12 protein-coding genes are annotated in these 13,137 nt (G+C 35.0%); 2 read left to right on the forward strand and 10 right to left on the reverse strand.

Annotated features, from left to right (window positions below):
• Positions 1-174: 174 nt before the first annotated feature.
• Entirely contained in the window at positions 175-375 is a 201-nt protein-coding gene (locus tag NSQ74_RS17035) for a cold-shock protein (RefSeq protein WP_004269397.1), read from the forward strand.
• 52 nt (positions 376-427) lie between these two features.
• Here NSQ74_RS17035 and NSQ74_RS17040 read toward each other — a convergent pair whose 3' ends face one another.
• Complete coding sequence (locus NSQ74_RS17040) at positions 428-1,213, reverse strand: VOC family protein (RefSeq protein WP_340824890.1); 786 nt, start codon at positions 1,211-1,213, stop codon at positions 428-430.
• 154 nt (positions 1,214-1,367) lie between these two features.
• The gene (locus NSQ74_RS17045) at positions 1,368-1,793 is read right to left on the reverse strand and encodes a hypothetical protein (RefSeq protein WP_340824891.1); all 426 of its coding nucleotides are present in this window, start codon (positions 1,791-1,793) and stop codon (positions 1,368-1,370) included.
• Between the two features lie 474 nt (positions 1,794-2,267).
• Here NSQ74_RS17045 and NSQ74_RS17050 point away from each other — a divergent pair, with 474 nt between their 5' ends.
• Complete coding sequence (locus tag NSQ74_RS17050; protein WP_340824893.1) at positions 2,268-4,232, forward strand: alkaline phosphatase family protein; 1,965 nt, start codon at positions 2,268-2,270, stop codon at positions 4,230-4,232.
• Between the two features lie 178 nt (positions 4,233-4,410).
• Here the strand turns inward: NSQ74_RS17050 and NSQ74_RS17055 are convergent, their stop codons facing one another.
• The 8 genes from NSQ74_RS17055 to NSQ74_RS17090 all read right to left on the reverse strand — a co-directional run bounded on the left by NSQ74_RS17055 (position 4,411) and on the right by NSQ74_RS17090 (position 12,997).
• Positions 4,411-5,556: a cyclically-permuted mutarotase family protein gene (locus NSQ74_RS17055; protein WP_340824895.1), complete on the reverse strand. Its 1,146-nt coding sequence runs from the start codon at positions 5,554-5,556 to the stop codon at positions 4,411-4,413.
• A 461-nt stretch (positions 5,557-6,017) separates the two neighbouring features.
• A complete protein-coding gene (gene nagA, locus NSQ74_RS17060) occupies positions 6,018-7,211 on the reverse strand; it encodes an N-acetylglucosamine-6-phosphate deacetylase (RefSeq protein ID WP_340824896.1) in 1,194 nt (397 codons plus the stop codon).
• Positions 7,212-7,285: 74 nt separating this feature from the next.
• Positions 7,286-8,140, reverse strand: coding sequence for a MurR/RpiR family transcriptional regulator (locus NSQ74_RS17065; protein ID WP_340824897.1), 855 nt, complete (start codon positions 8,138-8,140; stop codon positions 7,286-7,288).
• Positions 8,141-8,156: 16 nt separating this feature from the next.
• Positions 8,157-9,050: an ROK family protein gene (locus tag NSQ74_RS17070; RefSeq protein ID WP_340824899.1), complete on the reverse strand. Its 894-nt coding sequence runs from the start codon at positions 9,048-9,050 to the stop codon at positions 8,157-8,159.
• A gap of 29 nt (positions 9,051-9,079) precedes the next feature.
• On the reverse strand, positions 9,080-9,775 hold the full coding sequence (locus NSQ74_RS17075; RefSeq protein ID WP_340824900.1) for an N-acetylmannosamine-6-phosphate 2-epimerase: 696 nt from the start codon (positions 9,773-9,775) through the stop codon (positions 9,080-9,082).
• A gap of 27 nt (positions 9,776-9,802) precedes the next feature.
• Positions 9,803-10,642: a carbohydrate ABC transporter permease gene (locus tag NSQ74_RS17080; RefSeq protein ID WP_340824901.1), complete on the reverse strand. Its 840-nt coding sequence runs from the start codon at positions 10,640-10,642 to the stop codon at positions 9,803-9,805.
• Between the two features lie 12 nt (positions 10,643-10,654).
• The gene (locus tag NSQ74_RS17085) at positions 10,655-11,527 is read right to left on the reverse strand and encodes a carbohydrate ABC transporter permease (RefSeq protein ID WP_340824902.1); all 873 of its coding nucleotides are present in this window, start codon (positions 11,525-11,527) and stop codon (positions 10,655-10,657) included.
• A gap of 78 nt (positions 11,528-11,605) precedes the next feature.
• A complete protein-coding gene (locus NSQ74_RS17090) occupies positions 11,606-12,997 on the reverse strand; it encodes an ABC transporter substrate-binding protein (RefSeq protein WP_340824904.1) in 1,392 nt (463 codons plus the stop codon).
• Positions 12,998-13,137: the final 140 nt, after the last annotated feature.

Here is a 13,137-nt window from a genome sequence, read left to right on the forward strand (position 1 = left end):
GACTTTATTGAGAAAGAAAACACAGTTAGTTACGCAATATTTCGACAATCAATTGACAACTGTAATCAATTCATGTATGTTCTAAGAGAAAATGCAATTTTTTCATTTTTTATCAATTATGCCACGTGTTAATTGATAGTATTTTACATTCGAGCGCATTGGAGGCGAATGCTTATGCAACAAGGAATCGTAAAGTGGTTCAATAACGAAAAAGGTTATGGCTTTATTGAATGTGATGATGGAGAAGATGTATTTGTACATTTTACGGGCATACAAGAGGAAGGCTTCCGTACACTTGAAGAAGGACAGAAGGTTTCATTTGATGTAGTGGAAGGCAATCGTGGTCCTCAAGCGTCAAATGTTGTGAAATTATAAGCGACAAGGAGCTGTTCATTTGATGAACAGCTCCTTCTTTGTTTTTTTGTAACTATGGGTTAAGCCAATAAAATGCTCCTGGAGAAATTAAAGTTTCCTTCGTCCGATCTGTATCTCTCAACGTAACACCGAACGGCCCTTCACATTTTCGACCAAGCATCATTTTTGTTGCGGCAGCTTCTTCGTAAAAATCTAAACGAATATTAGGCAAATGTAATGAAACAAATTCCGAGTGAACTTCAGGCTCTGATAATTGTAATACTTCTTGCCATATCTTTGCCGTTGCCCTCGCATCTTGGACATAAAACTGTACTGACTCCATCGAAATATTTTGTGTTGTTTTTAGTGCGCCACTTGCCTCTAATTGTGCGTAACGCTCCTCATCCCCATCAGCCCATTCTATAAAAAATGGAAAATCGATTACTTGCTCTTGTTTCCCGAAATGTAATAGTTTCCATTCAACAACTGATCCATCTGGTCGTGTTCGACTACAAGCATCTGGTCCATAAACTTCTAAGCCAAGCGCACGTAAACGCTGTGCCTCTTCTTCTATTTTTGTAGTGCGTAAAGCAATTCTAGAAAAACCATAGCGCTCATTGTCCTGTTTAAAAGTATAATGTAAGGAATACGGTAATTTCGCCGCTTCCTCAAATAGCGCATAATCATAAACCGCTATTTGTTCAATATAGCTTAACCCAAAATAGCTTAATGTGTTATACGTTCCCCACATTGTGTGCTGACCACCATTTACCGTATGGATATGACGTTTATTTAAAAAGACTTTCATATTTTCCGGTGATTGAACTTGATGAACGATATGATCAAAATACAAAGTCATTCTTCTTCCCCCTTTTTGTCCTTTCATTATATACTTTACCTGTTAGTTTTCTAGGTTTAAATTAAAATTAGGAATATTCAAATAATTAAAGGTATTTAATTGGATATTTGGAAGAGTAGAGATTAATCACAACTATAGATCGTTATGTATATTGTCATAAACTATTTGATTCACGATCACTTTTTAAATTATTAAAAATGCTTAGCATGAATGTTAAACCTGCAACTATTTCAATGAAATAGGAACTTATGACTTTACTAAACCATACACCGCCTATAGGTAAAGCTAATGGCAAAATTGTAGCGATTGGCAGAAATATTGAAATGAGAAAACACGGAGTGAACACGCAAATAAGTAAAGGCAAATTTATATTAATGGTCCATTTTTTTATAAAAAGAAGTGATAAATAGACACCCCACATAAAGAGAGTAATAAAATTAGTCCAAAAAACAGGAGCTATACTAAATGTTGAATCTGACATAACTTTAATTTCATTTTTAATCTCATAACTGATAATTGTTAATAAAAATAAACCTATAACCCAAAATAATTTCCATAAATAAGGTGACCATTTTTTCATAAAAACCTCCTCCTTAGCCTCTTAGAAGTTTAATTTATTATTATTAATACGTCCCAAAATTCAAATAGTTCCAAAATAGTCCATATATTATAATTATCTGCTTTTTAAAATGAACATCATCACATTTCGAATTGCTAATTTTTATCCTTTTGACTTTAGTAAGTCTTTTACACTACGAACAATTTACGTCCTCGCCTCTTTACCCCCTCCTCGTTTCCTTAGGGGCAGCACGTAACTACAGAAAAGTTTCATACATAGAAAAAAAGGGTAATTTATTAATAAATGAATTAAACAAAATCAGCTAGAGTTTATAAGGAGCGATTTCTGTAGTCAATTTTCCGACTTTTAGATGCTCCTTTTCATAGTCAAAAATATTGATATAACAGACATGCTTCATTTTGTTTTTTGTTATTGTGCCTTTTTTGGACAAACCAATTTTTTTAAGAAGAGCTAGCGGTCAGAAAGGATAAGAAAATGAAAAAATTTTTGTATGTAGGCCTAATCATCCTTAATTTTTGCCTATTTACCATGATGAAGGAAGTAGAGGCAAAGGAAAATCACGAAATGGATCGAAAGGTCATCCTTATCTCGTTTGACGGAATGAAAAATGACTATACTAAAAAATATGTGCAAGAGAATAAACTACCTCATATCAAGCAGCTGCTAGAAAATGGCGTAACTGCGGAAAAGCCTATTACGATTACCCCTTCTCTTACTGCGCCTTCCCATGCAGCAATTGCAACAGGGGCTACACCGAAACAAACTGGCATCGTAAGTAATCATTTTCATGAACCAAACACAGCTTTAGATAATGAAGAAAGCGGTTTTCAGGCAGAAATCGAAGTACCTCCTTTATGGGTAGAAGCTCGAAAACAAGGGAAAACAACGGCCACCATCGCTTTTCCTGGTGCTAATCCCAAAGTGGATAAACAAGGCGATTATTCAATATATTTTGGAGAAACTTGGTCTCCAAGTAAGTTGGAATCGTTAACCTTTAAGAAAACTACTGAATGGGTTCAATCCCCTAAAAGCTTCAGTCCTTTAAAGGAAGCGAAATTCTCCATTAAAATGAAAAATGAAAAAGATCGTCTCCTCCACATTTTGGCGATTGACTCAACGGATGATCAAACTGAAAACTATGACACGTTTATATTATCTGAAGATAAAAAAGTAGATTCGGAGGACGCTATTGTAAAAGGAAACAAATGGGAGTCGCTTCCAATCCAAATAAAAGATCATCAATCTGCGGGTTTTTGGTTCAAAATGCGAGTAGATAACGAAGATCTTAGCAGTCCTGTAAAGTTATACCGTACAGCTGTAACTTCTAGTCGAATTAGTGGTCCTAAAGGATTTGCCGAAGATATTGAGAAGGAATTTGGATTTTATCCAGCACAAGATGATGATAGTGCCCTTGAGAAAGGATGGATTACGAGAAAGGAATATGAGGAGATTAGTAAACGACATATCATGTGGGTCACAAAAGTTTCGCTTTATGTAAAACAGCAATATAATCCTGATTTGCTAATGTTTTATACACCGCATATTGATCATGAACAACATAAGTATTTATTAATAGACCCTCGTCAGCCAGACTATTCAGATGAAAAGTCAAAAAAATATATGAGCTATATCGAGTGGTCGTATCAATTAGCCGACGAAGTAGTTGGTGAAACATTAAATTCCCTAAAAGACAATGATTATTTATTTGTCGTCTCAGATCACGGAATGGAACCTGCCCATTCTACTCTTTCACCTAACAAAGTACTGCAAGATGCAGGGTTATTAGCGGTCGATCCACACGATAAAAATAAAATTAATTATGCACAATCAAAAGCATACGCCATTCCAAGTGGATCAGCAGCAAATGTATACATTAACCTGCAAAACCGTGAAAAAGGCGGAATTGTTCCTCAAGAAGAATATAATCATGTCCGTGACCAAATCATCCAAGCTTTTAAAGAGGTCGAAGTCACATATAACAAAGGAGCAATGATTCGATATGAAATGAAAAAAATGAAGTCTGCCATACAAACGGACAATTATTCGTTCGCTACTGTTCAACAGCATGTCAAAAATATTTGGAGCCATCTGTTAGAACCAAGAGTCCATCCTTATGAAAGTGTATTGAAAAATGAAAATATAACGCTTTTGGAACATCAAAATGCAGGCGATGTCGTATTAATTGGTGCACCTGGTTATGTTATTGGTAGCGACATTGAAGAAAATATAACGCCTCCGATTGAATTAGGGACACATGGAGGAGATGCAAACAGAAGCATGCTTAGACCTATTTTTATCGCGACTGGAGCAGAATTTTCAAAAGGGAAAGAAATTAAAACCACATCTAATTTAGATATAGCACCGACGATTTACGATTTACTAGGGTTAGAAATACCTTCATTTGTAGAAGGTGAAATCATTGAAGATATATATAGATAATAAAATGAAGGAACTCGGGGAGTGAATCATACAATTCGTTTAATTTCCGCTACGTGCGGACGCTTTCCGCGAGCACAACGTAAGCCGCAACCCTCACTAATGTGCGGTTTTTGCGGCTTACATATCGTGCTTTCCCACCACATAGACAAGTTATTCTTGCTAAAATAGCATCATGTCCTTAATTTGTAAGTAATGTTCCTGCATAAATTGCGTTCGTTCTTACGCCTGGTTTAATTTCTCCATTAATAGAGTAAATATTTTTATCCATTAACACTAAGCCCTCTCCACAAGGTGCATCAAATGGAACTTTTCCTACAGAGCGCCAAGTATCCTTTTGCGCATTATAGATTAGTACATCTTTATTCCAATTAAACTCATAAGGATCAGCAGTAAAGTATTTTGTTCTAAATGCCAATAATTCTTCATCTTTTAATGATCCTAAATTTTTAACAGCATTATCATATACTGCTTTATTAAAGCCGCCGATTACCAACATTTCATTTTTATTTAATTTGACCGAATTTGCGCCAAGTAAAGAAATTTCTTTCCCATTTACTTTTACAGAAGAAACTTTTGACCATTGGTTTTTCTCGATATTGTATTTGTAGCCATCTGTATAAGCAATCGATCCTCCACCACTAAATACATAGAGATTTCCATCTAATATTTGAGCTACGCTTTGATTTCTAACACTTTCTCCTGGTATTGAAGCTAGCTCTCTAGTTTTGGATGTTTTTAAATCGTACTCGTATAACTTATTGCTTTCTTTTGCATTTTGCTTACCTAGCCCAATATACAATTTTCCATCTTTCTCAGCAGCTATTCCATCACTAATAGTAAATGGAAGATCTCCTACTTTTTCTACTTTCAATTTTTTATTTTTATCAATCGTTAGTAAAGTAATATCGTCTGCATATTCTTTGTCAGGACTGCCACCAATATAATAGATTCCTTTTTCTGTCGTTACGGAAGATCCATAGCCAATTTCATGGTTAAGATTCGTATGTTCCACCAATGTTAATTGATCTTTCTCTTTTTTATAAACATATATATCTGAGTAATGTTGCTTTGCGCCTCCATTTAGTACTGTATCATAAGGGAAATTCGCGCCGCCTCCTACAATTAAATAATCTTTATATGAGCCAGATAACACGCCAGCTGTCCCAATATTCTTTTCAAATCCTTTTTGTGCCTCGAGTTCTCCTGCATGTTCCCATGTTATTCTTTCCACTGAATCTCCGCCTTTAGAAGCTTCTACTTTACTTCCAATACCTACGCTCAAAACCAACATTGATGTCATAGCTGCTACCAAAAATTTTTTCATAATTTCTCCTCCTCTTAATATGGAAATTACATCAAATTTCTTTTTATAGATAATGACAAAATATCTCCAATCACCTCCTTTGGGGATTGCATTTATTTCTAGATCACCTTATTGAAATTCTTAATATTCCGAATATTTAATTGTTAAAAAAATCTTTACTTTGTTTTTTAAAGGAAAACTAAAAGAGAAATGAGGTAGAATTGACAACCTTAGTGGTATATAGTCTGCGCTGGAAATCGCAAAAGCAAGTTTATCAATAATTCGTTTAAGAACGCGCCAATTTTCAAAACTATGTAAATGACTAATTTCAAGAAAGTTTTCGCGTTCTTTGTTAATCGTTCCCTTTGTCTATTCCCCTATATATAGTTTGCTAGGGTATATTAACAAAGAGATTTACAATACAATTATTTATCTCTAGCTTTTAAAGCTCATAGCTAAAAACGATTAGAAGATAAATAATGCTAGTCCTCCATCAGGCTTTCTTTTTGATAAGATAAAATCCCTCGGCAAAAAGTCATCTGCACATCATAATCATTGTTTAACACAACTAAATCTGCATCCATGCCAACTTTAATAATTCCTTTTCGATCACTTAAATTTAACTGTTTTGCAGGATTCGTTGATGTCATTTTAATAACATCCTCGAGCGTACAGTCATCACAATATTTCAGCATATTTTTTAGCGCATCACTTAGTTTTAAAACACTGCCTGCTAATGTGCCATTCTCTAATACAGCCATTCCATCTTTCACAATGACCTTTTGACCGCCTAAATCGTAGTTGCCATTTTTTAAGCATTTTGCCCGCATGGAATCTGTAATTAAAATTAGTTTCTCGCTTTTTTTGTTTTGATAAGCTAACTGAATCATTGATGGACATACATGAATGCCATCAACAATTAACTCTGCATATAATTCTTCAAGAAGCAAAGCAGCGCCCACAACACCAGGCTCTCGATGATGCAATCCTTTCATCTGATTAAACAAATGAGTAACTTGCGTAGCGCCAGCCCCAATTGCCTTTTTTACATCTGCAAATGTCGCATCAGAATGACCAATTGAAATGACAATTTCATTTTCTTTAAGATAGCGAATGAATTCCAATCCGCCCTTTTGCTCAGGAGCCAACGTAACCAGTTTAATTGTTCCTTCAGCAAGTTCTTGCCACTTTTCAAAAAGTGGGATTTCCGGCTGGATGATAAAATCAACTGGTTGTGCTCCTGCCATGCTAGGATTAACAAAGGGCCCTTCAAGATGAACGCCAAGCACCTCAGACTGTCCTGGTTTTTGATAACTTTTTATAAAGCTCGCTGCATTTTTCAATGCTTTTGAAATATTCTCATCAGATTGGGTCATAGTAGTTGCTAGAAAGCTTGTAGTACCTTCCTGTGGTAATGCTCGGACAATTGTTTCAAAAGATGCTATTTCTGCATCCATTACATCAGCCCCAGACGTCCCGTGCGTGTGAATATCAATCATGCCAGGTATTACTGATTGTCCTTGTAAGTCGATAACATAGAATTGATCATCTGCTTTATAGTTGGTCATCCAGCCTGTTTCTTGAATTTTCATTCCATCAATTTTAATAAATCCATCGGAAATAATCTGATTTTCTGCATAAATTTTTGCATTGATTAAAACAATTGATTGATCCATTCTATCTTACCTCTCAATTCATTTAGCTTAGCCATTCCACATATTACGAGCTTTCAGCAACCTCAAGTTTCCCTCTAAAACATCTTTTCAATAACTGCTTGAGCAGTTAGTTCTTTGTTATGAACAGATTCTTTGTTCGTTTTTTTGAAGTATTCAAGATAAAGTAAATCTAAAAGATAAAGCTGTGATATTTTTGCAGATAAACTGCCCCCTTGCAGTGGGCCTTCATTTGCACCACAAAGCAGTGTAATATCTGCGAAACTTGTCAAAGGAGATTTTGCAAATCTCGTTATCGAAATAATTTTTGCGCCTCTTTCTTTTGCTACTTTTGCTACTTCAATCGTATCTTTCGTTGAACCTGAATAGGATATTAGAACAGCTACATCTTGCTCAGTCATTAAAGCAGCAGACATAATTTGAAGATGAGAATCCACTGAGCACTCAGTTTTATTGGTAATTCTCATAAATTTATTTTTTGCTTCCATTGCTGTCATTAAGGAAGAACCTACGCCGAAAAAGTGTATTCTTTGAGCATTTATCATGCACTCGACAGCGTGCGCAATATCGCTTTCCGATAGTAGATTATAGGTTTCAGTCAGCGCATGAACATTGGACGATAAAACCTTTGACGATAATTCTGCAATCGTATCCTGCATCGTAATCGCACTGGAAAGTTGCGGGGTTTCATTATCTAGCGTAATGCTATGTGCAAGCATAATTTTAAACTCTTGATACCCTTTAAGATCCATCGTTTTACAGAATCGAAACACACTTGACTCGCCTACGTTACATTCGTCAGCTAAATCAGTAATTGACATGTAAATGACATCTTTTATATTTTCGAGAATATAATCTGCTACCTTTTTTTCCGTGTTAGTAAATGAGTTGTATCTCGAATGAATAAGTGAAAATATATCTTGATTTCCCATAATAGTACTCCTTCTATTAATCGCCTCTTAAATGAAGTGATACTGCGCCAAGAATGCCAGCTTTATTTCCAAGTGAGGCTTTCATGATTTTTACATCCGAGAAACTCTCCATCGTTAACAATTTAACTTTATCCGCTATATTGTTGACGAGATTTTCTTGCTCCATTACACCACCACCTATAATAATCGCTTGTGGATTAAAAATGTGAATGAAGGAAGCTAACCCAAATGCTACTTCTAAAATCCAATCTTGAAGAACTTTTTCTAAACTTTTATCTCCTTGAAGCATTCTTTCGAAAATGACTCTACCATTTATAAAGTCAGCGTTTACTTCCTGTGCTCTTTTTATTAAAGAGGTTGTAGATGCATACGATTCATAGCATCCATTCTTACCACAGTTACAATTTTCACCGAATGGATGGGTAATAACATGCCCAAATTCTGCTGCCAATCCATTATGACCTTTATATATTTTAGAGTCTATTATTATGGCACCCCCAATACCCGTACCATATGTTATACAAAGAAAATCTTTATAGTTCTTTGCAGCACCAAAATACTTTTCTCCTAATGCAGCTGCGTTGACATCATTTTCAACTTTAACAGGAACTTTAAATTGTTTTTCAAGGATAGCCTTTAGTTGAGTACCAGTATAATTTGGAATATTATCATTAGCATAAATTATAGATCCATCTGTACTATTTACCTGTCCTGCTGTGCTAATACCTATTGCATGAAAGCCCTGATACTCATTTATTATCTTAATTAGTTTTTCAACTAAATACTTTCCACCTTTTTTACTTTCTGTATCATATTCTTTAAATACTTCTATTTGCCCATTTTCATCAGACATGCCAACTTTTATCGATGTACCGCCAATATCAGCTGCTAATATCTTCACTTCAATCATCCCTTTAGCCTGACTATCTCTAATTTACTTTATACTGATTGAATCGCACTAACAAATCTTTTAGTAATTTCCATCGGTCTTGTAATAGCAGTACCAACAACTGCTGTATGAACGCCGAGATCAAAAACGCGCTTTAGTTCGTCGGGAGTCCAAATGCCGCCTTCAGCAATGACAGGAATAGGGAAACTTTGGATTAGTCTTTTAATCAACTCTAAATCGGGTAATTTTTTATCATTTGTATATTCTGTATAACCGCTCAATGTTGTACCTAAGCAATCAAACCCTAATTCATACGCCTCTTTAGCCTCTTCATAAGTAGAGCAATCCGCCATAAAAATCTGATCTTTATACTTCTGTCTAATTTCAGGGAATATTTCACTTATTGTAGTGCCGTCAGGTCTAAGTCTTTTTGTGGCATCAAGAGCGATAATATCTACCCCCTCCTTGTAAAGCAATTCGACCTCTTTAGCAGTCGGTGTAATACACACATCCGATTCGTCAGATGACTTTTTAATAATGCCAATAATGGGTAGGTCAACCATACTCTTTATTTCTCTAATATCTTCAATACTATTTGCTCTAATTCCCTTAGCCCCTCCAAGCATCGCTGCATAAGCCATTTTCCCCATAATAAAAGAGCTGTGTAGAGGTTCTTCTGGAAGTGCCTGACATGAAACAATCAGTTGTCTTTTAATATTTTCAAAAACTTTCTGTTTTTTATTCATTTGCATACATCTCCATGGATAATCATATTACTTATCTGCCCCAATCGTAATTCCTTTTGTAAAATACTTCTGGAAGAAAATAAATATTAGTAGCATAGGAATTGCTGCTACAGTAGCACCCGCCATCTTATAAGCAAAGTTTGGATTTAAGTCTTGCATTAAAGTTGCAATACCTACCATTAGTGTTTTTGAGTTAACATCTTGGCCTACAACGAGTTGCCATAAGTAATCATTCCAAACCTGAACAAAATTAAGAATAAATAACGCACCAATACCCGGTTTAACTAGTGGCAGCATGATTTTATAAAATATACGAAATTCGCTGGCACCATCGATTTTTGCGGCTTCTCTTAATGAATCAGGAATTGTATCAAAAAATCCTTTTAGTAAAAAAACGCCAAATGCTGTTGCTACATTAGGCCAAATCATACCACTTAACGTATTTACCATATTTAAGTCTTGAATAATTCTAAACAGTGGAACAATCATAACTTCTTTTGGAATCATTAAACTTGAAATAAAAATAATGAAAATAACATTTTTCCCTTTAAATTTCAGCTGTGAAAATGCATAAGCCGCAAGGGAACTAACAACAATTAATGCAAATGTAGACATCAGCGCTACAAATAAACTATTATACGTCCACGTTAGAGCAGGCTGATTATTAAACACATCCACATAGTTACTAAAGTTTAAGCTTTTAGGAAACCAATCTGGTGGCATCTTCACAACATCAGCACTGTTCTTTAAAGAACTCGTCACAAGCCAATATAATGGGAAAAGACTTAAAACAGCGAAAAATATAACAATGCAGTTTGTTATAATTTCTATTTTTTCTCTTTTCCTCTTGTTCTTATTTCTTAACATACTCATTCACCTCTAATCCTTCTTAAACATAGCTCTTAGCTGCGGAGTAGATAACACTAATGTAATGAGGAACATAATTACACCTACTGCAGAAGCAATACCAAGCTGATTATACTTAAATGCATTATTATATAAGTAATACATAAGTGTCGTAGAGGCGTTGTTTGGACCCCCACCTGTTAATAGCTGTATTACGACAAATATTTTGAGTACAGCAATAATGTTCATAATAATAATGTAAATCGTTGTTGGTTTTACCATTGGGATAATAATCTTAAATATTATTTTCATTCGGCTTGCACCATCGACTTCTGCTGCTTCAAAAAGTTCCTTTTGCACTCCAATCATTGAGGCAATATAAAGAATGATTGCCTGCCCTACATTTGTCGCAAAGGTTACGAAAATAATTACAGGCAGTACCCAATGTGTATCCCCTAAAAAATTGACTGAGGTTTCCATTTTTCTCGCTAAAAATGGTATAAGTCCATTTGCTGGATTTAGCAAAAAACTCCAAATCATACTCATAACAACCATCGAAACCATTACCGGAATATAATATGCTCCTTGTATGAAGGACACATATTTTGCATTTTTATCAAAAACAGTAGAGGCAACAAACAGAGCGAAAATTACTGTTAATGCCACAATGAAAACAACAAAAATAATGGTGTTGATTGTAGATTGCACGAAAACAGGATCACTAAATAATTTTCGATAGTTTTCAAACCCAACAAATATTTCATTCTGATAGTTAATCTTAAATAAACTTAAACGAATCCCTTCAATGATAGGGTAAACTAAAAATACTAAAAAAAGTAATATTTGAGGTCCAATAAACAAGTATCCTGTCATATTTTCTTTAAAAGATTTTTTATTGATTTTCATCGGTATCATTTACCTTTCTACAATTTAAGCCCCAAAATAAAGGGGCTTAAATTGTTGTAAAGTTATATACGCGCAGAGCTATTTATTATAAATTACAGAGTCTACTTTCGATTCCTCTATAACTTTATTACCATTCGTTTGGTAATTTTTCACAGCCTCATCTGCCGTTTTACCACCAGTATATAAAGCTTGTAATTCTGGATATAAAACTTGTCTTAATTGGCTGTATCCAGGTACATTTCCAGTGAAATTAAACATGTACGGATCATTAGCAGAATACGCCTCAAAGTAAGGTTTTTCTGATTTAAACTCATCAGCAACAGTTGTTCTAACTGGTACGCCATTTTTAGATGCCTTCACAAGTTCAGGATCTGTAGAAATAAATTTCACGAAATCCTTACTAATTTTAATTCTTGTTTCATCTTTTGTATCAAAAACGGCTGCACCTGTTACATAAGTAAATGTTAATGGGTCCCCGCTCTCAGAAGGAATATTAGCCAGTCTTATATCAAACTTAGGCGCTTTTCCACTTTCCATATCAGCCATTGCATTATTGAATAAAATTGCGTTTGTAAAACTAATTGCAAGCTGTTGATTTTGGAACATCGCGTTCACATCGTTTGAAGAAACGGATTCTGCACCTGGGTTTGTTAAGCCCTCATCATAAATTTTCTTTAACCAATTTGCAGCTTTCACACCACTTGCGTCATCAATGATTAAATTTCCATTGTTATCAAAGAACTTATTGCCAAACATTCTTAAATAAGCAAGATTCCAAGTATCACCTTGATTATTTAGCGCGTATAATCCCATTGGATACGCATTTGAATATTTATCTTTCGGTAAATCTGTTTTTAACTTGTTTAGAATTTTTTCATAGTCTGCTAGAGTCCAAGTTTTGATTTCATGCTCTCCACCAATATACTCATCTAGTCCAGCAGCTTTAAACATATCTGCGTTGTAAGTTAAAGTACCTGGGTTATGTGAGAATGGGAAGAAGTACACATCATCACCAAATGTCACGCTATCCCAATAACCTTGTGCAATATCTTTTTTCGATTCATCATCAACGATATCGTTTAACGGTACTAAAGCACCTCTATGAGCATAGTCGCCCATTGCAAACACACTTTCAAAAAATACATCTGGAGGTGTTCCACCATTAAGACTTACGTTTAATAGCTCATCACGTTGATCACCTGCAATAACTTCTACATTAACCTTTACTTTGTGGTCCTTATACTCAGCAGCAAATCGCTCCCCTGCATGTTTGAAAAAGCTATCATAATCTGCTCCATCCTCAGAAGAATCCAAAACACCTTTCCACTGTGGAGTTAACCAAACTTTTAGTTCTACCTCATCAGAAGAACTAGATTTAGAACTATCTGTAGAATTACTTGTACAACCTGCTAGCACTGAGAGTACAAACAAAATTGCTATTGCGGTTGTTAGATAACGCCTTTTAAACATAAACTACTCCCCCTTAATAATTTAATTTACAAATTAAAATTACCTTTATGAAAGACAAGCCATGTAATAGGCTTGTGTCCTCCCTCCTAATGTGCAACAATACCCGCATTCCTTTGAGAATTTCAAAACTTCGAATCTCT

This window comes from Lysinibacillus sp. FSL W8-0992 (assembly GCF_038008685.1).
Lineage (GTDB): Bacteria > Bacillota > Bacilli > Bacillales_A > Planococcaceae > Lysinibacillus.